Below are 22,156 nucleotides of genomic sequence, written 5' to 3' on the forward strand. Positions count from 1 at the left end.
CAGGGTCATGCTGGTCCGCGGGGGAAAGCGGGCGGCGGGCGGCGGGGATCAGCGGACGCCGGCCAGCCAGGCGCGCGGGGACCTGCCAAGCTCCCGCGTGAACGCCCGGGAGAACGCCGGCGGGTTGGCGTACCCGAGCTCGGTGGCCGTCCGCGCGACGGAGGCACCGGCACGGAGCCGGTCCTGGGCGATCGTGAGCCGCCAGCCGGTCACGTACTCGGCGGGCGCCTGCCCGACCACGGCCTTGAACCGGGCGGCGAAGGCGCTGCGCGACATGTTCGCCTCCTGGGCCATCGTGGTCAGCGTCCACGGCCTGCCCGGCTCCTCGTGGATCGCCACGAGGGTGCGGGCGACGCGTTCGTCGGCCAGGCCGGTCAGCAGGCCGGCGGGGAGGCCGAGCTCGTCGGTGTGGTCAAGGACCCAGCGGAAGAGGTGGATGAGCACCACCTCGAACAGGCGGTCGGCCAGCAACCTCCGGCCGCCGCGCACGTTGTCGATCTCCGCGAACAGCAGCTCGAGCGACGGCTCCAGGCTGTCGACCGCCGCGAGGGGCAGCACCATCACCGGCGGCAGGGTGCGGACGAGCGGGTGCGTGCTGCCGCCGTCGAAGTCGAGGGTGGCGCACGCGAAGTCGGAGTCCTCGGTCGGCGCGTTGTGGAACGAGTGCTCCAGCGGGCGCGGGTAGAAGAGCAGGCTCGGCCCGTCGACCGCCATGTGCTCCAGCGTGCCGCCGGTTCCTCGGTAGGTCACCTCCATCTCGCCACGGCGCAGGACGTGGAGAAATCCACGCCCCGGTTGCGCGGCGAAGGTCGTCACGCCGCACAGCGGCCCGGTGTGGAACACGCGCGTGCGCACCCGGAACCGGTCCAGGAGGGGCGAGAGCCGGTCGATGGAGGTCATCGCACCAGTGTGCCAGACGATCTGGTACGAATCACGGACGATTTCGCGCCATCCGTCCACTGGGCGCTGTCAGTCTAGGAGCACGCCCCCGCCGGTTGCCGAGCGGGAGGCGGTCCCCTCACAGCTGAAGGAGAACCTCGATGTCCAACTCCACCTCCACTGCGCCTGTCGTCCCTGCCGTCCCGCTGGTCGAGCGCGAGACGGCCACCCGCGACGTGAAGGACCTGCTCGACCAGATCCACGGCGCGTTCGGCACGGTGCCCACGATGTTCCGGGCGGTCGCGAACTCCCCCGCCGCACTGACGAGCATGTGGTCGTCGTTCGGGGCGCTCGGCGGTGGAGCGCTCGGGCCGGCGCTCGGCGAGCAGATCGCCGTCGCCGTCGCGAACCGCAACTCGTGCGAGTACTGCCTGGCCGCCCACACCGCGCTCGGCCGCAAGGCCGGGCTCACCCGCGAGGAGCTGGTGGCCGCCCAGGACGGCGCGTCCGACGACCCGCGCACCGCCGCACTCCTGACCTTCGCCCTGCAGGTGGTGGAGCACCGCGGCCAGGTGACCGACCAGGATGTCCAGGCCGTCCGTGACCAGGGCTGGGGCGACGAGCACATCGTCGAGGTGATCGCGCAGGTGGCCCTGAACCTGTTCACCAACTACGTCAACATCGCGCTCGCCGTCCCCGTCGACTTCCCGGCGGTGGCGCTGCGCCGCGCGAGCTGACGCCCGGTGCGACCAGCGGCCTGGTCGTGCGGTCCACCCACACCGCGGACTCGCACGACCAGGCCGCGGCAGGCCAGCTCTTTCCTGCCGCGGTCAGATTCCGCCGCAGTCAGATCCCGCCGCAGTCAGATCGCACCACGGTCAGCGGTCGGGGACTCGTCGACGTGGACCACCGTGAGGACTATCTGCGCGTCGCGCAACTCGTGTCCGGTCAGCAGGTCGCGGACCGCGCGGTGCGCCGCGAGCATCGTCGCACCGGCACCCGCCGAGATGTGGACCCCCATGGCGACGTCGACCCGCAGCCCGGCCTCGGCGTCCTGCACCAGGACCAGCGGCGCGGCGTCGTCGTGCAGACCCAGACGGCGCGCGCCCGCGTCGACCACGTTCGCGACCAACGACCCGGACCGGTAGAGATCGGAGACGCCGGGGACCGAACGGAGGGCGGCCTCGATCTCGTTGGCGATCTCCGCGCCTCGTACCGCCCCCGCGCTGTGTGCCGTGTTCATCGGTGAGCCTCCTCGATTCATGAGCCGTGCGGCCGCACGTCACGGACGGTGATGTCGACGGCGGTGACGTTCAGCTCCGTGTGCAGCGCGAGTCGCCCGGCGATCTCGCCGCGCAGCCGTTCGACCAGGGGCGGGATCGGACGACCATAGGGAACGCTCACGTCGACCAGGACCCTGACGGGCGCGCCCGTCAGGGTCACGTCGCCGTCGAACCGGCACCGTCCGACCACCAGGCCGGGCACCGCCCTCTCGGCGGCACGCACGAGGCCGCGGACCGCACCTTCCGTGATGCCCAGGTCGGCGCCCGGCTCCGACGTCGGCAGGGGGATGCGTCGCCCCGCGTGCGCGTCGAGCGCGATACCGCCGAGGACGCGGCGCACCCAGCCGTCGTCGGCCTCCGGCTCCGCCGCCGTGTCTGCGGCGATCAGGTCGGGGGTGAGCCCGTGCAACCGTTCGAGGGCGTCGAGCGCGAGCCGGCAGGCCGGCGAACCGTCGATCGAGGGATCGGCCGGGACCCGGCCCGCCTCCAGGTAGTCGGTGAGCTCGTCGATGGTGTGCCCGTCGAGGTGCTCAGGATCGAGCTCGAGCGGACGAGGCTCTGGTCTGTCGTCCCCGGATGTCATCGCCACTCCTCCATCCGTACGATGATGTGCTTGCGCGCCCGCGCCAGCAGTCCCCTGACGGTGCTCACCGGGACGCCCATCTCCTCGGCGATCTCGTTGTAGGAGTATCCGCCCAGCTCACGGAGCACCCAGCACTCGCGCTCCTGGTCGGCGAGCCGCTGGAGCGCGTCGCTGAGGGCATCAACCTTGGCACGTGTCTCGGCCACCCGGGGCGGCGAGGCGTGCGCGGGGGCAGGGTGCTCGATGTGGTCGACGCTGACCTGCGGCCTGCTCGCGCGGATGCGGTCGACGGCCTTGCGGCTGACGACCCGCATCAGCCAGCTCTTCACCTTGCCCGGGTCATCGAGCTCGGGGAGCCGCTGCCAGGCGGTCACGAACGCCTCCTGCACGATGTCGTCGACGTCGGTGCCCGAGTTCAGGATCCGGCGGGTGTACGCGCGCATCATCGGCGTGTAGCGGCGGACGAGCACCCCGAATGCGGCGACGTCGCCGTCTGCCGCGCGACCGGCGACGATACGGTCGTCCGCCTGGTCAAGAGGAGCCTGAAGGTCGTCAGCACCCATCCGCAGCCCCCTTCACGAGTGTCTGTGTCGCCGCGAGCCTGTGTCGCCGCGGGTCCCCGAGGCCGGGGCGAGGTCCGCGCGATCGCGGCCTCGCCCCGGGACCGGTCACTTCTTGAAGGCGTCCTTGACGTTCTCGGCGGCGTCCTTCAGGTCGGCCTTCGACTGGTCGGTCTTGCCCTCGGCGGCGAGCTGGTCGTCGTCGGTGACCTTGCCGACGGCCTCCTTCACCTTGCCGACCGCCTTGTCCGCCGCGTTCCTGATCTTGTCCTCTGCGCCCATGAGCTTTCCTTCCCCGTAGTTCTCCTCGGTCTCCGAAGCGGGTGGCCGAGTTCATCCGTACTTCTCTCGCTCTCCGTCGCACTCTCCGTCGCACTTCCGTCGCGCTTTCCGGCGCGCGCCTCCTCAGCCTCCCCTCAGTCCGAAACTTTCGCCCCGCAGTCGCCCGATCTGCGGCGGATTCTTCCCACCCGGATTCGACGCACCCGGATTCAACGCACCCGGTCGGGCGCGCGGAGCCCGTCCGACCAGCTTCGATCGGACAGCCGGACCACGATTGGGACCCGGACACCGGCGAGCGCGTCCCAGGCGTCCACCGCCTGCTCCGTCGCGGCCAGCACCCTGGCGAGGTCCGCGCCCCGGCGCACCGTCACCGCCAGGTCGATCGTCTCGGTCCCCCGCACCCGGTACACCCGGGTGCGGGCCGAGAGCACGTCGGGTCGCTCCTCGAGCTCCGCGGAGAGCAGCGCCTCGGCCACGTTCCGGTCGACTGCGGTGTGTCCGCCGTCGGCCTCCAGCCGGAGCACCGTCGTGGTGCCGCCCCGGTGCCGCGTACAGACGAACCAGATCAGGAGCGCGGCCAGCAGGGCGGCCAGGCCCAGGCCGACGAGCACCCCGCCGGGTACGCCCCCGACCGACGGCAGCGTCGCCGCCGTCTCGCCGGCCCGCGACAGCCCTCTCCCGACCAGGTCCGGAGGCGACCACGGGCCCGTCCACCGCGACTCCCACGACGGGGTGCCGGCGAGGACCGCTGTCATGCCGGCAGCCGCGAGGAGCAGTCCGCACAGCAGGAGCAGCCCGCGGTTCAGGACCCTGCTGTTCGATCTCACGAGACCACCCCCTGTCGCGCGACGGTCAGCTCGGGTGTGGCAGAGAACCCGAGGGCGGCGACGGCGGACGCGGCGGAGTCCGCCGCCGCCTCCCGGTCGACCGGGACGCCGCTGATCGGCGTCACACGTACCGCGGTACGCCGCCGTCCGACCGTGGCCGAGACCTGCCGCGGGTCGACACCGCAGCGTGCCGCCACGGCGTCGGCGACCGCGTCGGCGAGGACCCCGTCGTCGACGAGCAGCGCCACACGCTCGGTGCTGCGCGCCCGGCGTGGGAGCCGACCGGGCAGCAACGCCAGCGCCAGCAGCAGCACGGCGATCCCCAGCCCGACGACACCCGCGGTCACGAGGGCCGCACGGTCACCGGCCAGCGCCGACGCCGAGTCGAACCAGCCCTCGATGGTGTCGCGGTCCCCCGGCACAGCGAGCCACCAGACCCCCACCGCGATCACTCCGGCCAGCAGCACGATCACCACCACCGCGGTGACCACCGCGGCGCTCGTCCGCGACGCGTGCGTCTCGCGCCGCAGGACCCTGCGGTAGACGGCTTGTTCGTTCCTCACCGCACCCTCCTTCCCACGACCCGCCGCACTCCCGAGTAGCGCAGGTCGACGACGTCGACCTGTCGCCCCGCGAGGTCACGCATGCCCTCGACCAGGCGACGGCGAACGCGTTCCCCACGGTCGGGGATCGACCCCGCGGCACCGCCACCGATGGCGACCGGTACGGTCACCGACAGCTTCAGGGCGCCGCCGGCGTCCGCGAGCCGCACCGAGATCTCCCGGTGGGCCACCTGCGCCGCGTCTCCGACCAGGCGGACCGCGAGATGCTCCAGGGCGCGGGCGGTGATCCGTGTCGTTCCAGGCACCGTCGTTCCAGGCACCGCCGTTCCAGGCACCGTCGTTCCAGGCACCGTCGTTCCAGGCACCGCCTGCCCCGCCACCACAGCGCGGTCAGCGGTGGTCATGACGACGAACGCCGGCCTCGGACGGCGTCCGCGAGCGCCCGGACGTCCAGCCTTCCGTCGGCCACGCGGCCCACCGTGGCACCGATCAGCATCGCGACCGCCACCAGGGCGAACGCCCCGAAGCCGAGCACGATCCAGGTCAGTGCGAGCAGCGCACCGGCCGCCGTGCCGGTCACCGTGGCACTCACCGGACCCGCCCCTCCTGCTGCTCGCCCTCCTGGTCGTCGTCCGAGGGCAGGCGCACGTCGTTGACGGTGACGTTGACCTCGGCGACCTCCATGCCGACCAGGTCGTGCATCGCCTGGTACACCGCCGTGCGCACCTCGTCCGAGACCTTCTGCAGCGCCACTGGGTACTCCGCGACGATCGTCACGTCGACGGCGACCTGCTTCTCGCCCACCTCGACGGTGATCCCCTGCGTGAGGTCCGTCGAGTTCAGCGCGTCACGGATCGAGCCGACCATGCGCGCGGCGCCTCCACCCAGCGCGTAGACACCGCTGACCTCACGGGCGGCGATGCCCGCGATCTTCGCGACGACACCGTCCCCGATGGTCGTCGTGCCGTCGAGCCCGGACGTCCGTGCCGACTCCCCCTGCGCGTTCGGGCCGGCTGTGACCGTTGTGTTCGCCATGATGTGTTCCTTCCGCTCTGCTCGCGTCACGCCCCCCTGGGCGCGAGCCGCTAGAACCAGCGACATCTCTGAGACGGAGGGAGCCCGGAGTTCGTCACAAACTCGTCGTGCGAGGTGTCTGGTGCGGTGCGGAGCGTGGTGCGATGTCCCGAGGCCACCCGGTCAGGACCGGGAGGCGGCCTCGGCGATCGCGGTCGCCACGGCCTCGAACCCGGTGTCGTTGACCCGGTCGGCATAGTCCGCGTCCCGGAGCGCCCGGTAGCGGGTGAACAGGTACGCCCGGTCCGGGTCCGAGCCGGTGGCGACGATCAGGGAGTCGAGGCGGTCCCGTATCCCGCCCGGCTGCCGCGGGCCGCGCGGGAGCTCGTCGAAGCGATTCCTCAGGAGCGGCAGCAGGTCCCACTCGCCCGGGCCGTGGGTCGGCTTGGGATCGATGGCCGTCCAGGTAGTTCCCCGCCGGAGCACGTTCTCGTAGTGGAAGTCGCCGTGGAGCAGCACATGCGGCGCGTTCCGGAACGCGTGCTCGACATCGGCCCGCAGGGCGCGGAGGCGCTCGCGATACTTCTCTCCGGGCGCAGCCATCCTCGACTCGAGCTCCAGCGCGTCGTCGAAGCCCGACCACTCCGGGACGTGCAGGAGGCGCAGGATCTCCGCGGCGGCCTCGATGGCGGCGCTCATCGGCGCCTTGCTCAGGCTCACGCCCGCGTCGAGGCGCTCCATCAGCAGGGCGCCCGCCTCGCCGGACGCCGCGATGAGCCGCACCGCGCCCCGACCGCCCCACCTGCGCAGGGCTTCTGCCTCGTTCCTCGTCTCCACGTCGCGCCAGCTCACCTTCAGCATGGCCGGGGTCCCGTCCGCGCGTCGCACCTCCCACACGAGCCCGACATTGCCCGAGACCGGCAGGCCGACGAGTGTCAGGCCCCATTCGCGCAGGAGCTGCTCGACCAGCTGCGGGAGCTGGTCGATCCAGGCCCGCCCGGCCTCCTGCTCCCGTTCGACGGTCCGAGCCGCGAACAGCTCCGGGACGGTGAGGTAGTGCGATGTCACGCGAGCTCCTTCGTCGTCGGTCCGGCTGGAACCAGCCGGCCATCCGAACCTTGACACGACCACCGACCGGCCCCGACCATGGTCGGACTGGGAGCGCTTCCACAATCTTCCAGCTCGTGCTCACCCTGTGCTCACTCTTGCTCGAAGCAGCGAACAGCAACGACGCGTTCGCAGAGACCTTGGGAGATCCTCCACATGACACGACCGACCTCTCGGCGCCGGCTCCTGGCCGCGCTGGCTGTGTGCGCCCTCGGCGCGACCCTGCTCGGCGCTGGTCCGGCCCAGGCGAGCAACGACGTCCTGTCCCCCGGGACGCAGATCTACAACGACCCCCACAGCTCCACCAAGGACGCCGCCCGCACCCTGCGCGGACAGGCCAAGCGGGACGCGCTCCGGCTCAGCAGGATCCCCAGCTCCACCTGGTTCACCGACGGCACGCCGGCCGAGGTGAAGAACGACGTCCGCAGGCTCGTCAAGCACACGGGCAGGAAGGTGCCGGTCCTGGTCGCGTACAACATCCCGTTCCGGGACTGCGCGCTCTACTCGGCCGGTGGCGCCCTCGGTGTCTACGAGTACAAGGCGTGGATCGACAGTTTCGCCGCGGGGATCGGGAACGAGGAGGTCGCCGTCGTGCTCGAGCCCGACGGCCTCGGCGTCATCCCCTGGTACACCACGCTGGACGGCGAACTTGAGCGGTGCCGGCCGCCGGAGTACGACCCCGAGACCACGGGCCGGGACGCCGCCGCGGAGCGCTTCGAGATGCTCAACTACGCGGTCGACCGTCTGAAGCGGCAGCCGAACGCCGTCGTGTACCTCGACGGCACGGGTTCGTCCTGGCTGAACGTGGGCGAGTCCGCGGACCGCCTCGTCAAGGCAGGCGTCGAGCGCGCGGACGGGTTCTTCCTGAACGTGTCTAACTACGAGTTCACCGAGAACGTCACCGCCTACGGCACCTGGATCTCGCAGTGCATCGCCTACGCAACGCAGGTCGTGCCCGGCGACTACGCGAGCTGCGGCAACCAGTACTGGAGCGGCGGCCCGGCGAACGACTGGACCGGCGTGACGCTGTCCAACCAGGGCATCTGGAGCCCGACCGCCGCCGATCCGGCGCTCAACACCGCCGGCATCGACTCACGCTACGAGGCCGCGCTCGGTGACGTCGAGCCCACCACGCACTTCGTCATCGACACCTCTCGCAACGGCCGGGGCGCCTGGGCCGCACCGGCCGGCGTCTACCCCGACGCCGAGACGTGGTGCAACCCGCCGGACCGCGGCCTGGGGCTGCGCCCGACGACCGATACCGGCAACGAGCTCGTCGACGCCCTCCTGTGGATCAAGATCCCTGGCGAATCCGACGGCCAGTGCTTCCGCGGCCTCGGCGGACCGGAGGACCCGGAGCGCGGCATGGTCGACCCGGCCGCCGGCCAGTGGTTCCCCGAGCAGGCACGCGAGCTGATCGAGCTCGCCCAGCCGGCCCTCGGTGGCGGGCCGAGGGTCCGGGACACGCAGTACTGACGCCCGACCGGTCGGATGCCCGGCGAGCGGGTCACTCCCCGCCCCTCTCGCCGGGCGCCGAGCCCCGCACCACCAGGTGCGTGGGCAAGATCACCGGGGTGGGCGACTCGCCGTCGATCAGCCGCACCAGCATCGTGGCCATCTCCTGGCCGAGAGCACGGATCGGCTGACTGACAGTGGTGAGCGGCGGCTCCGTGCGGCGCGCGATCTCGAGGTCGTCGAAGCCGACCACCGCGACGTCCTCCGGAACGCGGCGCCCGGCCTCCTTGAGAGCCCGCAGGGCGCCGGCGGCCATGTTGTCCGAGGCGGCGAAGACGCCGTCGATGTCAGGGTGCGCGGCGAGCAGCCGCGCCATCGCCCTGGCGCCGCCCTCATAGGTGAAGTCGGCGTGCTCGACGATGTCCGCGTCCAGCCGCCCCACCGCCATGGCGTCGGCGAAGCCCTGGTACCTGGCGACCGCCGCCTGCAGGTCCGTCGGACCGCCGATGGTGGCGATGCGACGGCGACCGGATCGCAGCAGGTGCTCCGTGGCGGTGCGGGCGCCGCCCCGGTTGTCCACGTCCACGTACCAGCGCGCCTCCCCGTGCAGCGGCCGGCCGCCGAGCACCACCGGCAGCTCGGTCGCCGCCGCGACCCGGTTCAGCGGGTCGTCCCCGCGCAGGGCCATCAGCATCACGCCGTCGGACCGACGCGATCTCAGGAGCCGCTCGAGCCGGGCCTGGCTGCGCGCCGAGGACGCGAGCATCAGCGTCAGGTCCAGCTCCGACCTGTCCAGCGCCGTCGCCACACCGACGAGCACCTGCGAGAAGAACGGGTCCCCGTACAGCGCCGGATCGTCGTCGGAGACCGCGAGGACCACCGAGCCGCCGGTGCTCGTCGCCAGGGCACGCGCCGTCGCGTTGGGGACATAGCCGAGCTCGCTCGCCGCCCGTGCGACCGCCTCCCGCTTTGCCGGACTCACGTTGCGGGCGTTGTTCATCGCTCGGGACGCCACCGAGCGCGAGACCCCCGCCCGCCGGGCCACCTCGTCCAGCGTGGGCACCTTCGGTGCTTCGATCCGACTGTCACCGAACGTTCTCTCGCGACGGTCCACCGGACCGGCCGCCGTGGGGTCTGGCATGCGGCAAGCCTAGTGCCGGCCCTCCGGCGGCTGCCTGTCACTCGCTGCCTGTCACTCGCGGCCTGCCGTCTGTGCGCCCTCCAGCTGGTCGGCCAGCCGAACGTGCCGCGTGACCCACGGGCCGAGCAGCGCGAGCAGGCCGGCGAAGGCGAGCGCGACCACGCCGATGCCGCCGAAGTACACGGTGTCCGACACGTCGGCGGTGGCCTGGACGAGCTGCGCGGTGATCGCCTGTCCGGCGGCCGGCGCGAGGAACCACAGGGCCATCGCCTGCCCCTGGTAGGCCCGCGGCGCGAGCAGCGTGGTCGCGGCCAGGCCGACCGGTGAGAGGCAGAGCTCGCCGAGCGTCTGGATCACGTAGACGGCCACCAGGACCCAGCCAGGCGTCAGGCCGTCGCCCGCCATGGCCGAGGCCGCGGACAGCACCAGGAACGAGACGGCCGCGAGCGCCAGCCCGATCGCGAACTTGTACGGCGTGGGCGGGCGGTCCTTGGTCCGCACCCAGAGCCACGCGAACACCGGCGCGAGGATGATGATCGACGCGGGGTTCACGGACTGGAAGAACTCCGGGCTCACGGTGAAGCCGAGCACCTCGCGCGACGTCCGGTCGGCGGCGAAGGTCGCGAGCGTGGTGGCCGCCTGCTCGAAGATCATGAAGAAGAGCATGGCGGCGACGAACAGGGGGATGTAGGCGAGCAGGCGGGGTCGTTCGGCGTCGGTTACCCGGGGGGAGCGGTACATGACGACGAAGAACGCGACCGGGGCGAGGAACGCGACGTAGCTGAGGGTGTCGATGAGGGCGTACACGCCCCACTCCCCCGACACGAGGCGGGCCACCAGGTACACGACACCGACGCCGACGAGGACGATGCCGAACATCCGCACGACCGCCGGGCGCTCCCCGGGCCGGACCGGGTTGGGTACGTCGTCACCGGCCCCGTGCAGGTGCTTGCGGCCCAGCACGAAGAACACGAGCGCGAACGACATGCCGATCGCGGCGACGGAGAATCCGGCGTGGTAACCCCAGACGGCCCGGACGGCGCCGACGATGATCGGTGAGAAGAGCGACCCGATGTTGATCCCCATGTAGAAGATCTGGAAGGCGGCCTCACGCTTCGGGTCGTGCCTGTCGTACAGGGCGCCGACCATCGAGGACACGTTCGGCTTGAGCAGGCCCGTGCCGAGCGCGACGAGCACGATGCCCAGGTAGGCGAAACCTGCCGCCGGGACCGTGAGGAGAACGTGCCCGGCGGCGATGATGACGCCGCCGTAGAGGGTGGAGCGCCGCGCGCCGATCATTCGGTCGGCGAGCCACCCCCCGACCACCGACAGCAGGTAGACGCCGGTGCCGTAGATCGACACCAGGGCCACACCGAGCGTCTGGTCGAGGCCGAGGCCGCCGTTGGCGACCGTGTCGGTCAGGTAGTAGACCAGGATGGCGCGCATACCGTAGTAGCTGAAACGCTCCCAGAGCTCGGTCGTGAACAGCGTCATCAGGCCGAGCGGGTGCCCGAAGAACCGGCGGTCGCCGGCGAGCGCGGCGGCGGGTGCGGCCGGTCCGGGTCCGGGTGCGGGTTCCGGTGCTGGTCCTGGTGCTGGTCCTGAGGGCGGCGTGGCCGAGCCTGTGCTCATCCCCCGATCGTCGGCGTGTTGGGGGCGCCACGCACGTCGGGGACGGTCCTTCGGGTTTCTTGTGAGCCCGACCGCCCCACCACGTTCGCACGAGCCACGGCGTGTCAGGACGGCGCGGGCTCACCGGAATCTCACAGAGTTCCCCCGAACCCGGCCAGCACGGCACGGCAGTCTCGCCGCATGAACCTCCTGAGCAGCGGCCCCGTCCGCACCCACCGGATCGACGTCCGAGGACTGACCAAGAAGTACGGACCCGACACCGTGGTGGACGACCTGTCGTTCACCGTCGAACCCGGGCACGTGACCGGCTTCCTCGGCCCGAACGGCGCCGGCAAGTCCACGACCATGAAGATGATCCTGGGCCTGGCCACGCCGACCCAGGGGTCGGCCACCATCGGCGGCCTCGACTATCACGACCTGCCCGTCCCGCTGGTCCACGTGGGCGCGCTGCTCGACGCCGGGGCCGTACACGGCAGCCGGACCGCCCACGACCACCTGCTGGCGCTCGCGGTGAGCAACGGCCTGCCTGCCGCCCGGGTCGGCGCGGTGCTCGAGCGGACGGGTCTGACGAGTGTCGCCGGCAAGCACGCCGGACAGTTCTCGCTCGGCATGCGGCAGCGGCTCGGGATCGCGGCGGCCCTGCTCGGCGACCCGGGGGTGCTCATCTTCGACGAGCCGGTGAACGGGCTCGACCCCGAGGGGATCCGGTGGATCCGGGGCTTCATGCGCTCCCTGGCACACGAGGGCCGCGCGGTGCTCGTCTCCAGCCACCTGATGAGCGAGATGGCGCAGACCGCCGACCACCTGGTCGTCATCGGCCGCGGCAGGCTGATCGCGGACACCAGCATGAACGACTTCATGGCCGCCAACAGCGAGGGCACGGTGCTGGTCCGCTGCTCGGAGCCGGAGGTCCTCGCCCGCCTGCTCACGGCCGCCGGTGCGACCGTACGGGACGGCCTCGAGTCCTCGCTCGTCGTGGCAGGCCTGACCGGTGCCGAGATCGGCCGGCTCGCCGCCTACAACGACATCGTGCTCAGCGAGCTCGCCCCCCAGCAGGCCTCGCTGGAGGACGCCTTCATGGAACTGACCAAGGACAGCCTCGAGTACCTGGGAGCCACCTCATGACACGGTTCACGACCACACAGCTCACGACCGCACAGCCCACGACCGCACAGCCCACGACCGCACCGCCCACGACGATGCCGTTCACCCGCACCGTCCACACCGAGTGGGTCAAGTTCCGCAGCCTGCGGTCCACCTGGTACACGCTGGCCGGCCTGGCTCTCGCGGGGCTCGGCATCACCGCCCTGGCCCTGGGCTCCGTCGGGGCGGAGTACGCGGACATGACCGCCGCGGAGCGGATGGACTGGGACCCGACCAACCAGAGCTTGACGACGTACCTCGTCGCCCAGCTGATCATCGGCGTGCTGGGCATCCTGGTCATCACCTCGGAGTACGCCACCGGCCTGATTCAGACGTCGCTGGCGGCCACGCCCCGCAGGCACCGGCTGCTGGCGGCGAAGGCGGTGCTAGTCACCGCCGTAGCCGCCGTGGCGGGCCAGGCGCTCATGTTCGCCTCGTTCTTCCTGGGGCAGGCGATGCTCGGCGCGCAGGGGGTGCCGAACGCGAGCATCGGTGACCCGGGGGTGCTCTCCGCGGTGGTGGGGGGCGGCGTCTATCTCGCGGCGATCTCGCTGCTCGCGCTCGCCCTGGGGGTGATCCTGCGGGCCACCGCCGGGGCGCTGGCCACCCTTGTGGCGATCATCTTCCTGATCCCCGGGTTCGCAGGCCTGTTCCCCGGATGGCTCGGGTGGCTCCTGGACTTCTGGCCCACCCTGGGCGCGGCGGAGGTCCTGACCACCGTGCCGAACCCGGAGTATCCCGCGCCCTGGCTGAACCTGGCCGGGATGTGCCTCGGGGTCGCGGCGACGCTCACGGTGGCATTCGTCCTCTTCCGGCGTCGCGACGTGTGATGCTCCGTACGCTGATCGACGTGGAGCGGATCGACGGAGAGCGGATCGACGGAGAGCGGATCGACGTGGAGCGAACAGGTGGGGCGAGCGGGCCGCCGGCGGGCGCCCAGCGCCTGCTGGTGGTCGACGACGAGGACACGGTCCGGGAGCTGCTCTCCGCGACCCTGCGGTTCGCCGGGTTCGAGGTGTCGTCCGTGGCCACCGCCGGTGCGGCGGTGGCCGCGGCCACCGCCGAGCCGCCCGACCTGGTGCTGCTCGACGTGATGCTCCCGGACATGGACGGCTTCGAGGTGGTCCGGCGGCTGCGCGAGCCGCATCCGGGCGGTCGCGGCCGCCCGGTGCCGGTCCTCTTCCTCACCGCCCGGGGCCGCCAGGCCGACAAGGTCACCGGCCTGTCCCTCGGTGCCGACGACTACGTGACCAAGCCGTTCGACCTGGAGGAGCTGATCGCCCGGATCCGCGCGATCCTGCGCCGCACCTCCGATCACCCGGCCGACCTGCTGGCGGTGGGCACGCTGGTGCTCGACGCGGAAGGACACCAGGTGACGCGGTCCGGGCAGCCCGTCCGGGTCTCGCCCACCGAGTTCCGGCTGCTCCGCTACCTGATGGAGAACGCCGGGCACGTGGTCTCCAAGGCGCAGATCCTCGACCGCGTCTGGAGCTACGACTTCGGCGGCGACGTCAGCATCGTGGACACATACATCTCCTACCTGCGGCGCAAGGTGGACACCGAGGAGCCCAAGCTCATCCACACCGTGCACGGGGTGGGCTACGTGATGCGGGAGCCGCGGCGGTGACGCGGACGGCTCCCCGGCCAGGAGCGCGGCCGCTGCAGCGGCTCTCTCTGCGCGTCCGGCTCCTGGTGATCACCACCGCCCTGCTGCTGACAGGGCTGAGCCTCATCAGCGCGCTGCTCTCCGAGCACCTGGAGCGCTACCAGCTCGACCGCATCGACGACACGCTGATCTCCTTCACCGAGCTCGCCTCGCACGCGTCCCGGACCCCGCCGCCGGAGCTCGAGACGGCCGGCGAGCTCTTCGGACCCGCGCTCGACCTGCTCGGTGCCCCGTACCTGGCATACCTGGACGCGGAGGGTGACATCACCAGGGAGCTGCGGTCCTCCGGGCTCGAGAGCGCCACCCTCCCGACGCTCGACGACCTGCACGCCGTCCCGGCCGACGGCGAGATCGTCGACCTCCCGGGCGCTGGCGGTTCCACCCGGTGGCACGCGGTCGCCCGGCCCGCCGTCGGGTGGGACGGCACGGTGGTCGCGGCCGCGCCGCTCGCGGAGAGCGATGCCACGGTCGACGCGCTCCGGCGCAGCAGCGTGCTCAGCGGGGCCGCGCTGCTCGTCCTGCTGACGGCGGTCGGCTGGCTCGCCCTGGGCCGCGGTCTCAGGCCGCTGCGCCAGATCGAGCACACGGCCGCCGCGATCGCCGGCGGCGACCTCACCCGGCGCGTGCCCGACCTCGCGCCGCCCGGGACCGAGATCGGCCATCTCGCCGGATCGCTGAACACCATGCTCGGCCAGCTCGAACAGGCCTTCGCCGACCGCGCCGCGTCCGAGACGCGGATGCGCGACTTCGTCTGGGACGTCAGCCACGAGCTGCGCACCCCGCTCTTCGGCATCAAGGGCTCCACGGAGCTCTACCAGATGGGCGCGCTGCCCGAGCGGACCGACGTCGACGAGGCGATGCGCCGGATCAACCGCGAGGCCACGCGGCTGGCCGCGCTCACCGAGGACCTGCTGGTCCTCGCGCAGCTCGACGAGGCACCCGAACAGCTCGACCGGACGCCGATGGACCTGCGCACCCTGGCGAGCGACGGCCGGCTCGACATCCGCGCGCTCGACCCCACCCGCCCCGTGGAGCTGACCGGACCCGAGGGCCACGGGCCCCCCGGTCCCGCCCCGGTCCGCGCCGACGAGGCCCGGCTGCGGCAGATCGTCACCAACCTGGTCGGGAACGCCGCAGCACATACCCCGGCCGGCACACCCGTCCGGATCGGCGTCGGCACCGCGGGCGGCCGCGCCGTCCTCGAGATCGCGGACCAGGGGCCGGGTATGAGCGCCGAGCAGGCCACGCGCGCCTTCGACCGTTTCTACCGGGCAGACCGCTCCCGGAACCGTGAAGGCGGGGCCGGCGCCGGGCTGGGGCTCGCCATCGCGCGTTCGATCGCGCGGGCCCACGACGGCGACGTCGAGCTGATCACCGGCCTCGGCGAGGGCGCGTGCTTCAGGCTCACGCTGCCCCTGTCCGCGGTGGGCGCCACGGACGCCCCGTAGCCGGCCGTGCGGGTCAGTGGTCCCCGGTGAGTCAGTGGTCCCGGTGAGTCAGCGCTCCCCGGTGCATCAGTGTCCCCGCGGTGCATCAGTGTCCCCGCGGTGAGTCAGTGTCCCCGCGGTGAGACGAGCATCCGGCTGACGACCCGCCGTCGGACGACCACGCCGACGTGCGCGACCAGCGCGACGTAGAAGCACACGTGGGCGGCGATGTGGAGCGCCACGAGGTCCTCGCTGCCGACCACGAGCGCGATCCCGGTCGCCGGGACGACGAAGAGCAGCGCGAGCAGGGTGCGCTCGGCCCAGTGGAGCACCACGCGGTCGGTAGCGGTGAGCCGCGGGTCCCAGGGCGGCAGCGGCGTCGCGCGGCGCCATACGACCCGGGCCACGCCGATCGCGACGATCGCGAGCCCGAGCAGGACGTGCCAGCCGGGGAGCGTGAGCTCGCCGCCGAACAGGTCTCCGGCCCACAGGTCGGACCATGCCGAGCCGACGGCGTCCTCGGCGCCCTCCTCGCGGACCTCCTGCGCCTGCTCGCACCGGTCCTCGAGCGCGTCGAGGCGTTCCTCCTCGGCGTCGGACGTGTCGCCCCCGCCGCGGCCCTCGCCGGGTGGGTCGCAGTCGACGTCGGGCACGTCGGCCTTGTCGTCCATCACGTACCCGACGGCGAGCTGGCCGAGCAGCAGCGCGACGGTCGACCAGTGCAGGACCTTCGTGACGATGCCGTACCCGTGCTCGCCGTTGCGCCACCTCATGCGCGCTACCTCACCGCAGATCGGCGCCGCCGTCCAGCCGCGTCCGGGCGGAGTGCGAGCAGACCTGTCCCGTGACACGGTGCGAGAGGATGCCAGCGGTCCAGAACCGGCCCGGCCCACCGGACAGGAGACGACGATGACCGACGAGCCCACGACCGACCAGCCCGGCTACGACCCCGCCCAGGACCCGGACAGCGACCCGGAACAGCTCAACCCGCGCACGGGGGCCGCGGCCGGAACGCACGAGGACCCTCACCAGGACCCAGGACCGGGCACCGACCCGGACTCGGACCCCGAAGAACTGAACCCCCGCACCGGAGGGAGCGCCGGCCCCGACAGCTCTCGCTCCGAGAGCTGAGGGGGCCCGGATGCGTTCCTCCTGGCACTCCGACGCGATCATCTACCAGCTCGACACCCGGCTCTTCGCCGACTCGAACGATGACGGCTGGGGCGACCTGCGTGGCGTCACCGAACGCCTGCACTATCTGCGCGGGCTCGGTGCCACGTGCATCTGGCTGCTCCCCTTCTACGCCTCGCCCTTCCGCGACGGCGGCTACGACGTGACCGACCACCTCGCCGTCGACCCCCGCCTGGGCGACCTGGCCGACATGGCCCACCTGCTCGAGGCCGCCGAGGACCTCGGCCTGGACGTCCTCGTCGAGCTGATCACCCAGCACACCTCCGACCAGCACCGCTGGTTCCAGGAGGCACGGCAGGACCGGAACTCCCCGTACCGCGAGTACTACATCTGGGCCGACGAGCCGAACAACGACATCAAGCCGATGTTCCCCGACGTCGAGCCGAAGACGTGGACCTGGGACGAGGAGGCGCAGCAGTTCTACCGGCACGCGTTCTACTCGCACGAGCCCGACCTGGCGCTCGACAACCCGCGCGTCCGCGACGAGCTGTACCGCATCGTGGCGTTCTGGCTGCGCATGGGCGTCTCGGGCTTCCGGGTGGACGCCGTCCCGATGATGCTCGAACGGGCCAGGGCCGCCCGGCCCGACACCGACGGGCAGTGGCTCGTGCGCGACCTGCAGGCCGCCGTGTCCGGGCAGCGCACGGGAGCGGTGCTCCTCGGCGAGGTGGACGTCGCCCCCGACGAGTACGCCCACTACTTCGGGGCCGACGGCCAGGGCATGACGATGCTGCTCGACTTCTGGTCGAACAACCACCTCTTCCTCGCCCTGGCCCGTGGCCAGGCCGAGCCGCTGGAGCGGGCGCTGCGCAGCCAGCCTGCCCCGCCGGACGGCGCCACGTACGCGCACTGGCTGCGCAACAACGACGAGCTGAACCTGGCCCAGCTCGCGGACGACGAGCGCACGGAGGTGCTCGACACCTTCGCCCCCGAGGAGTCGATGCGGGTCTACGGGCGCGGCATCCGGCGCCGCCTGGCACCCATGCTCGACGGCGACCCCCGCCGCATCGCGCTCGCGCACGCCGTCACGCTCTCGCTGCCCGGGCCCCCGGTGCTGCGGTACGGCGACGAGATCGGGATGGGCGACGACCTCGACCGGCCCGAGCGCGAGGCCACCCGCACGCCGATGCAATGGTCGACGACGCCGACCGCGGGCTTCTCGAACGCCGCACCGGACCAGTTCCAGGCACCCGTGGTCACCGGCCCCTACGGCCCCGACCGCGTGAGCGTGGACGAGCAGAGCGTGCGCGACGGCTCCCTGCTGCACCGGGTGGGCGGGCTCGTGCGCGCCCGGCTCGGCCTGAGCGAGCTCGGCCGGACCCGCCCGGAGCCGTGGGACGTGGACGTACCGTCCGTCCTGGCGCTGCGGTACCAGGTCGAGGAGTCCAGCGTGCTCCTGCTGGCCAACCTCGCCGACGAGGACGTGGTCGCCAGGCTGCCGGCCGACGAGGTCTCCGCCCTGGAGGCAGGTCTCGCCCGCTACGTCGACGTGCACGTGGACCAGGACTACGCGGCCGTGGAGGCCGACGGGCGCATCCCGATCGCCGCCTACGGCTACAGGTGGCTGCGGCGCACGGTCGACGGCGACGCGGTCGGCAACTCGGCGGTCGAGTCGGCCGTCGACGCCGCCGTCGAGTCGGCCGAGAAGAGCTCCGGCACCAAGGAGGACGGATGACCACCGTCGGCTTCCACGTCTCCCACGAGCAGCTCCACCCGGCCGAAGGGCTGCGCGTGGCCCGGCTCGCCCAGGACGCCGGGTTCGACGCCGCCATGTGCTCCGACCACCTCGCCCCCTGGAGCGAGCGGCAGGGCGAGTCCGGGCTCTCGTGGCCGTGGCTCGGGGCGGCGCTCGCGACCACCGGTCTGTCGTTCGGCACGGTCTGCGCGCCCGGCCAGCGCTATCACCCGGTCATCGTGGCGCAGGCCATCGCGACCCTCGGCGCCATGTTCCCGGGCCGGTTCTGGGTGGCCCTCGGCTCGGGCGAGAACCTCAACGAGCACGTGACCGGGGACCCGTGGCCGCCGAAGGACGAGCGGGACGCCCGCCTGGCGGAGTCCGTTGAGGTGATCCGCGCGCTCCTGCGTGGTACGGAGGTGGACCACTCGGGCCTCGTCGTCGCGCGCGAGGCCCGGCTCTGGACGCTGCCCGACATCCAGCCGCTGCTGGTGCTCCCGGCGCTCACCGTCGCCACGGCACGCCGCCACGCCGCCTGGGCGGACGGTCTGGTCACCGTGAACAAGCCCGTCGAGGAGCTGCGCCAGATGATCGAGGCGTACCGCGAGGCCGGGGGCACGGGCGAGGTGGCCGTCCAGGTGCACCTCTCGTGGGCACCGACCGTCGAGGAGGCGGAGGCGATCGCGCTGGACCAGTGGCACACGCTCACCGGTCCGCCTGAGATCGCCGCGGACACCCGGACGACGGCGGAGTTCGACGCCCTGGCCAGCGACGTGGGGGTGGCGGACGTCCGGCGCGCGGTGCTGGTCTCCGCCGACCTCGGCGAGCTGACGGCGCACCTGGCCGCCCTGCGCGATGCCGGAGCCGACCGCCTCTACCTGCACCACGTGGGCAAGCACCAGGACGCGTTCATCGAGGCGTTCGGCGAGCACGTCCTACCCGCGCTTCGCTGACTGCACGGCCTCGCTCTCGGCCCGCGGCACCGACCGGCGCCCGGGTGGGGAGTGAGGCCCCACCTGGTTAATGTGGCGCCATGGCAGGCACGCTGCCCGACTGGCTCGGCTGGTGGTCGAGCGCGGACTACGACGTCGCGCGCACGATCCTCCAGCGCGGCTTCGGCGTGCTGTACGCGCTCGCCTTCTGGGGAGCGCTGCGCCAGTTCCGGCCGCTGCTCGGCGAGCACGGCATCGCGCCCGTGCCGAGGTTCGTCGCGCGCACGCACTGGCGCGACGGGCCCTCCCTGTTCCGCCTGCGCGGCCTGCGGTACTCCGACCGGCTGCTCATGACCGTCGCCTGGTGCGGTGTGCTGCTGGGCGCGAGCGTCGCCGTCGGGCTGCCGCAGGCCGGGCCGTGGTGGGTGCCCGCGCTCGTGTTCCTCGTGCTGTGGTGGCTCTACCTGTCGCTGGTCAACGTCGGGCAGACCTTCTACGCCTTCGGCTGGGAGACCCTGCTGTGCGAGGCCGGCTTCCTGGTCGCGTTCCTCGGGTCCGACGCCGTGGGCGTGCCCCTCCTGATGATCTTCGCCGTGCGCTGGCTGCTGTTCCGCCTGGAGCTCGGCGCCGGTCTGATCAAGTGGCGCGGCGACACCGCCTGGCGTGACCTCACCGCCCTGGACTACCACCACGAGACGCAGCCGCTGCCCGGCCCGTTCTCCTGGCACGCCCACCACCTGCCGCGCTGGTGGCACCGGTTCGAGGTGGCGGGGACCCACGTCACCCAGCTCCTCCTCCCGTGGCTGCTGCTCCTCCCCCAGCCGTTTCCCTCCGTCGCCGCCCTGGCGTTCGTCCTCACCCAGGGCTGGCTCGTCATCACCGGCAACTTCGCCTGGCTCAACTGGGCCACCATCGTCCTCGCCCTCGGCGTGGTCGACGACGGCACGTGGGCCTGGCTGGCCGGCCTCCTCGGGGTGCCCGACGGCGGCGCGGCGACTTCCGCGGGAAACGCCGCCACGCCCGCCGTGCTCCCCGAGCCCGCCGCGCCGCTCACCTTCGTGGTGGTGGTCAGCGCCGTGGCCCTGCTGCTGCTCGTGCTCTCGGTGCGGCCGGCCCTGAACCTCGCATCACACCACCAGCGGATGAATGCGAGCTTCGAGCCGTTCCGGCTGGTCAACGCCTACGGTGCGTTCGGCTCGATCACCCGGCGCCGGGACGAGATCACCGTGGAAGGCACGCTGGCGGAGGAGCCCGGCCCGGACGACTGGGTCGAGTACGTGTTCCGGGGCAAGCCCGGCCCCGTGGACCGGCGTCCGCCCCAGGTCGCGCCCTACCACCTGCGCCTGGACTGGCTCATGTGGTTCCTGCCGCTCGGCCACTCCGCCCGCTGGTTCACCGTGTTCCTGCGCCGCCTGCTGGAGGCCGACCCCGCGGTCCTGCGGCTGCTGGGCCACGATCCGTTCGACGGCCGGCCGCCGCGCGCCGTCCGCGCCGTCCTGCACCACTACCGGTACACCACGCCCGAGGAGCGCCGCCGCACCGGCGACTGGTGGGTGCGGGAACGGCTCCAGCTCGCGGTGGACCCGGTGGTGCTGCCGGACGAGCGGCCAGGCGGCCGGTGAACCTCGACCGGGGCGCCGCAGGGCGCCTGGCCTGTCGCGAGCAGACGAGAGGTCGGCACGTCTGCGCTACTCGCTCCCGCGCCCCGCTCCGACCGGCCCCGTCGAGTCCCGCCAGATGATCGTGTTCAGCGGGCCCTCCGACGCCGTCGGCCGCGGGTCCGGCTCCTGCCGGAGCGTCGCGACCAGCCGGGCCATGGCCGACCGGCCGAGCTTGCGGTGGTCCACCTGCACGGTGGTGAGCGTCGGCTGCAGGTAGCCGCCGAGCAGGTTGTTGTCCCAGCCCGTCACGCTGAGGTCCGCCGGGATGGACCAGCCACGCTCGCGCGCGCCCTGCACCACCCCAGCAGCGACGGGGTCGCTGGCCGCGATCACGGCGGTCGCGTGGTCCCGCTCCGGCAGGGCGAGCACCGCCGCGCGCCCCTCCTCCGGCGACCAGTCGCCCTCGTGGACGAGCGCGGGGCCGAGCCCGAGGCCTTCGACCGTCTCCACGAACACGTCCCGGCGTCCGCGTGCGGAGGCGAAGTCCAGCGAGCCGGTGACGTGCAGGAACCGCCGGTGGCCCAGATCGGCGAGGCGTTCGACCAGCTCGGCGACCGGCGAGCCGTCGGCGAGCTCGCCCACGCCGCGGAACTCGTCGTCGTAGTCGGCGGACACCACGATCGCCGCGCGGTCCGGGAAGCGGTGCTCGGACTCGGGCGGGAGCGGCGCGAGCGCGAGGACACCCTCGACCTGGCCCGAGTCCGCGATCTCGAGGACCCGCTCGAACCGGTCGGCGGACGTGCCCTCGACGCTGAACGCCTCGATCGTGTACCCGTGCTCGTGGGCGATCTCCATGACGCCGCTGAGGATCTGCGGCGGGCCGTAGGTCGCCACGGCGGGCAGCAGGACGGCGACGCGACCGCTACGGCGCGTGCGCATCGACCGGGCACTCAGGTTCGGGCGGTAGTCGAGCTCCTGCACGGCCGCGCTGATCCGGGCCACGGTCTCCGGCCTCATCTTCGCGTCGTTGCGGAGGTAGCGCGAGACCGTCTGGTGGGAGACGCCGGCGACTTTCGCGACCTCCCAGATCGTCGCGCGCCGGTTCGGCGCCGGGGCCTGGTCCGTCGTCTGGTCCGTCGTCGAGCCCTGGTCCTGTGTCGGGGTCTGGTCCTGTGTCGAGGTCTGCTTCGTCATG

25 protein-coding genes are annotated in these 22,156 nt (G+C 72.4%); 10 read left to right on the top strand and 15 right to left on the bottom strand.

Annotated features, from left to right (window positions below):
• Positions 1–48: 48 nt before the first annotated feature.
• A complete protein-coding gene (locus LUU90_RS02010) occupies positions 49–900 on the bottom strand; it encodes an AraC family transcriptional regulator (protein WP_275001564.1) in 852 nt (283 codons plus the stop codon).
• A gap of 140 nt (positions 901–1,040) precedes the next feature.
• Between LUU90_RS02010 and LUU90_RS02015 the strand changes: the two genes are divergently transcribed.
• Positions 1,041–1,616 carry a carboxymuconolactone decarboxylase family protein gene (locus LUU90_RS02015; protein WP_275001565.1) on the top strand — a complete coding sequence of 192 codons (576 nt, stop codon included), beginning with the start codon at positions 1,041–1,043 and terminating at the stop codon, positions 1,614–1,616.
• A gap of 125 nt (positions 1,617–1,741) precedes the next feature.
• Here the strand turns inward: LUU90_RS02015 and LUU90_RS02020 are convergent, their stop codons facing one another.
• From LUU90_RS02020 to LUU90_RS02065, 10 genes are all read right to left on the bottom strand, one after another.
• Positions 1,742–2,122: a hypothetical protein gene (locus tag LUU90_RS02020; RefSeq protein ID WP_275001566.1), complete on the bottom strand. Its 381-nt coding sequence runs from the start codon at positions 2,120–2,122 to the stop codon at positions 1,742–1,744.
• A gap of 17 nt (positions 2,123–2,139) precedes the next feature.
• Positions 2,140–2,745, bottom strand: a complete 606-nt coding sequence (locus tag LUU90_RS02025; RefSeq protein ID WP_275001567.1) for a hypothetical protein — start codon at positions 2,743–2,745, stop codon at positions 2,140–2,142.
• Positions 2,742–3,308 (bottom strand): RNA polymerase sigma factor, encoded by a 567-nt coding sequence (locus LUU90_RS02030; RefSeq protein ID WP_275001568.1) that lies wholly within the window; start codon positions 3,306–3,308, stop codon positions 2,742–2,744. The genes LUU90_RS02025 and LUU90_RS02030 overlap by 4 nt, the downstream gene beginning before the upstream one ends.
• Positions 3,309–3,413: 105 nt before the next feature.
• Entirely contained in the window at positions 3,414–3,587 is a 174-nt protein-coding gene (locus tag LUU90_RS02035) for a CsbD family protein (RefSeq protein ID WP_275001569.1), read from the bottom strand.
• A gap of 209 nt (positions 3,588–3,796) precedes the next feature.
• Entirely contained in the window at positions 3,797–4,414 is a 618-nt protein-coding gene (locus LUU90_RS02040) for a hypothetical protein (protein WP_275001570.1), read from the bottom strand.
• Positions 4,411–4,977 (bottom strand): hypothetical protein, encoded by a 567-nt coding sequence (locus tag LUU90_RS02045; protein ID WP_275001571.1) that lies wholly within the window; start codon positions 4,975–4,977, stop codon positions 4,411–4,413. The genes LUU90_RS02040 and LUU90_RS02045 overlap by 4 nt, the downstream gene beginning before the upstream one ends.
• Positions 4,974–5,282, bottom strand: a complete 309-nt coding sequence (locus LUU90_RS02050) for a hypothetical protein (protein WP_275001572.1) — start codon at positions 5,280–5,282, stop codon at positions 4,974–4,976. The genes LUU90_RS02045 and LUU90_RS02050 overlap by 4 nt, the downstream gene beginning before the upstream one ends.
• A gap of 95 nt (positions 5,283–5,377) precedes the next feature.
• The gene (locus tag LUU90_RS02055; RefSeq protein WP_275001573.1) at positions 5,378–5,569 is read right to left on the bottom strand and encodes a hypothetical protein; all 192 of its coding nucleotides are present in this window, start codon (positions 5,567–5,569) and stop codon (positions 5,378–5,380) included.
• Complete coding sequence (locus tag LUU90_RS02060; RefSeq protein WP_275001574.1) at positions 5,566–6,012, bottom strand: Asp23/Gls24 family envelope stress response protein; 447 nt, start codon at positions 6,010–6,012, stop codon at positions 5,566–5,568. Before LUU90_RS02060 ends, LUU90_RS02055 begins: the two co-directional genes overlap by 4 nt.
• A 162-nt stretch (positions 6,013–6,174) precedes the next feature.
• Positions 6,175–7,059 carry an aminoglycoside phosphotransferase family protein gene (locus LUU90_RS02065; protein ID WP_275001575.1) on the bottom strand — a complete coding sequence of 295 codons (885 nt, stop codon included), beginning with the start codon at positions 7,057–7,059 and terminating at the stop codon, positions 6,175–6,177.
• Positions 7,060–7,254: 195 nt separating this feature from the next.
• On the opposite strand from LUU90_RS02065, the gene LUU90_RS02070 reads away from it, so the two are divergent.
• On the top strand, positions 7,255–8,574 hold the full coding sequence (locus tag LUU90_RS02070) for a glycoside hydrolase family 6 protein (protein ID WP_275001576.1): 1,320 nt from the start codon (positions 7,255–7,257) through the stop codon (positions 8,572–8,574).
• Positions 8,575–8,605: 31 nt separating this feature from the next.
• Here LUU90_RS02070 and LUU90_RS02075 read toward each other — a convergent pair whose 3' ends face one another.
• Both LUU90_RS02075 and LUU90_RS02080 read right to left on the bottom strand, forming a co-directional pair.
• Positions 8,606–9,694, bottom strand: a complete 1,089-nt coding sequence (locus LUU90_RS02075) for a LacI family DNA-binding transcriptional regulator (protein ID WP_275001577.1) — start codon at positions 9,692–9,694, stop codon at positions 8,606–8,608.
• A gap of 51 nt (positions 9,695–9,745) precedes the next feature.
• Positions 9,746–11,326 (bottom strand): peptide MFS transporter, encoded by a 1,581-nt coding sequence (locus LUU90_RS02080; RefSeq protein ID WP_275001578.1) that lies wholly within the window; start codon positions 11,324–11,326, stop codon positions 9,746–9,748.
• A 180-nt stretch (positions 11,327–11,506) separates the two neighbouring features.
• On the opposite strand from LUU90_RS02080, the gene LUU90_RS02085 reads away from it, so the two are divergent.
• The 4 genes from LUU90_RS02085 (at position 11,507) to LUU90_RS02100 (ending at position 15,583) form a co-directional block, all read left to right on the top strand.
• Positions 11,507–12,451 carry an ABC transporter ATP-binding protein gene (locus LUU90_RS02085; RefSeq protein ID WP_275001580.1) on the top strand — a complete coding sequence of 315 codons (945 nt, stop codon included), beginning with the start codon at positions 11,507–11,509 and terminating at the stop codon, positions 12,449–12,451.
• Positions 12,448–13,299: an ABC transporter permease gene (locus LUU90_RS02090; protein WP_275001581.1), complete on the top strand. Its 852-nt coding sequence runs from the start codon at positions 12,448–12,450 to the stop codon at positions 13,297–13,299. The genes LUU90_RS02085 and LUU90_RS02090 overlap by 4 nt, the downstream gene beginning before the upstream one ends.
• 65 nt (positions 13,300–13,364) lie before the next feature.
• Entirely contained in the window at positions 13,365–14,096 is a 732-nt protein-coding gene (locus LUU90_RS02095) for a response regulator transcription factor (protein ID WP_275001755.1), read from the top strand.
• Entirely contained in the window at positions 14,093–15,583 is a 1,491-nt protein-coding gene (locus LUU90_RS02100; protein ID WP_275001582.1) for a sensor histidine kinase, read from the top strand. The genes LUU90_RS02095 and LUU90_RS02100 overlap by 4 nt, the downstream gene beginning before the upstream one ends.
• Positions 15,584–15,687: 104 nt before the next feature.
• Here LUU90_RS02100 and LUU90_RS02105 read toward each other — a convergent pair whose 3' ends face one another.
• Positions 15,688–16,335: a cytochrome b gene (locus tag LUU90_RS02105; RefSeq protein ID WP_275001583.1), complete on the bottom strand. Its 648-nt coding sequence runs from the start codon at positions 16,333–16,335 to the stop codon at positions 15,688–15,690.
• Between the two features lie 136 nt (positions 16,336–16,471).
• Here LUU90_RS02105 and LUU90_RS02110 point away from each other — a divergent pair, with 136 nt between their 5' ends.
• From LUU90_RS02110 to LUU90_RS02125, 4 genes are all read left to right on the top strand, one after another.
• Positions 16,472–16,693: a hypothetical protein gene (locus tag LUU90_RS02110; protein ID WP_275001584.1), complete on the top strand. Its 222-nt coding sequence runs from the start codon at positions 16,472–16,474 to the stop codon at positions 16,691–16,693.
• A gap of 10 nt (positions 16,694–16,703) precedes the next feature.
• Positions 16,704–18,428 (top strand): alpha-amylase family protein, encoded by a 1,725-nt coding sequence (locus tag LUU90_RS02115; RefSeq protein ID WP_275001585.1) that lies wholly within the window; start codon positions 16,704–16,706, stop codon positions 18,426–18,428.
• Positions 18,425–19,381, top strand: a complete 957-nt coding sequence (locus tag LUU90_RS02120) for a TIGR03885 family FMN-dependent LLM class oxidoreductase (protein ID WP_275001586.1) — start codon at positions 18,425–18,427, stop codon at positions 19,379–19,381. Before LUU90_RS02115 ends, LUU90_RS02120 begins: the two co-directional genes overlap by 4 nt.
• Positions 19,382–19,461: 80 nt before the next feature.
• Positions 19,462–20,982, top strand: a complete 1,521-nt coding sequence (locus tag LUU90_RS02125) for a lipase maturation factor family protein (RefSeq protein WP_275001587.1) — start codon at positions 19,462–19,464, stop codon at positions 20,980–20,982.
• A gap of 66 nt (positions 20,983–21,048) precedes the next feature.
• Here the strand turns inward: LUU90_RS02125 and LUU90_RS02130 are convergent, their stop codons facing one another.
• On the bottom strand, positions 21,049–22,155 hold the full coding sequence (locus LUU90_RS02130) for a LacI family DNA-binding transcriptional regulator (protein ID WP_275001588.1): 1,107 nt from the start codon (positions 22,153–22,155) through the stop codon (positions 21,049–21,051).
• Position 22,156: the final 1 nt, after the last annotated feature.

The sequence above is a fragment of the Promicromonospora iranensis genome, assembly GCF_028994775.1.
In the GTDB taxonomy this organism is placed as follows: Bacteria; Actinomycetota; Actinomycetes; order Actinomycetales; family Cellulomonadaceae; genus Promicromonospora; species Promicromonospora iranensis_A.

Bases quoted from the DNA above. Each gene is read 5' to 3' on its own strand.
- LUU90_RS02010 (WP_275001564.1), bottom strand. From the start codon at position 900: ATGACCTCCATCGACCGGCTCTCGCCCCTCCTGGACCGGTTCCGGGTG.
- LUU90_RS02015 (WP_275001565.1), top strand. From the start codon at position 1,041: ATGTCCAACTCCACCTCCACTGCGCCTGTCGTCCCTGCCGTCCCGCTG.
- LUU90_RS02020 (WP_275001566.1), bottom strand. From the start codon at position 2,122: ATGAACACGGCACACAGCGCGGGGGCGGTACGAGGCGCGGAGATCGCC.
- LUU90_RS02025 (WP_275001567.1), bottom strand. From the start codon at position 2,745: ATGACATCCGGGGACGACAGACCAGAGCCTCGTCCGCTCGAGCTCGAT.
- LUU90_RS02030 (WP_275001568.1), bottom strand. From the start codon at position 3,308: ATGGGTGCTGACGACCTTCAGGCTCCTCTTGACCAGGCGGACGACCGT.
- LUU90_RS02035 (WP_275001569.1), bottom strand. From the start codon at position 3,587: ATGGGCGCAGAGGACAAGATCAGGAACGCGGCGGACAAGGCGGTCGGC.
- LUU90_RS02060 (WP_275001574.1), bottom strand. From the start codon at position 6,012: ATGGCGAACACAACGGTCACAGCCGGCCCGAACGCGCAGGGGGAGTCG.
- LUU90_RS02070 (WP_275001576.1), top strand. From the start codon at position 7,255: ATGACACGACCGACCTCTCGGCGCCGGCTCCTGGCCGCGCTGGCTGTG.
- LUU90_RS02075 (WP_275001577.1), bottom strand. From the start codon at position 9,694: ATGCCAGACCCCACGGCGGCCGGTCCGGTGGACCGTCGCGAGAGAACG.
- LUU90_RS02080 (WP_275001578.1), bottom strand. From the start codon at position 11,326: ATGAGCACAGGCTCGGCCACGCCGCCCTCAGGACCAGCACCAGGACCA.
- LUU90_RS02085 (WP_275001580.1), top strand. From the start codon at position 11,507: ATGAACCTCCTGAGCAGCGGCCCCGTCCGCACCCACCGGATCGACGTC.
- LUU90_RS02090 (WP_275001581.1), top strand. From the start codon at position 12,448: ATGACACGGTTCACGACCACACAGCTCACGACCGCACAGCCCACGACC.
- LUU90_RS02105 (WP_275001583.1), bottom strand. From the start codon at position 16,335: ATGAGGTGGCGCAACGGCGAGCACGGGTACGGCATCGTCACGAAGGTC.
- LUU90_RS02110 (WP_275001584.1), top strand. From the start codon at position 16,472: ATGACCGACGAGCCCACGACCGACCAGCCCGGCTACGACCCCGCCCAG.
- LUU90_RS02115 (WP_275001585.1), top strand. From the start codon at position 16,704: ATGCGTTCCTCCTGGCACTCCGACGCGATCATCTACCAGCTCGACACC.
- LUU90_RS02120 (WP_275001586.1), top strand. From the start codon at position 18,425: ATGACCACCGTCGGCTTCCACGTCTCCCACGAGCAGCTCCACCCGGCC.
- LUU90_RS02125 (WP_275001587.1), top strand. From the start codon at position 19,462: ATGGCAGGCACGCTGCCCGACTGGCTCGGCTGGTGGTCGAGCGCGGAC.
- LUU90_RS02130 (WP_275001588.1), bottom strand. From the start codon at position 22,155: ATGACGAAGCAGACCTCGACACAGGACCAGACCCCGACACAGGACCAG.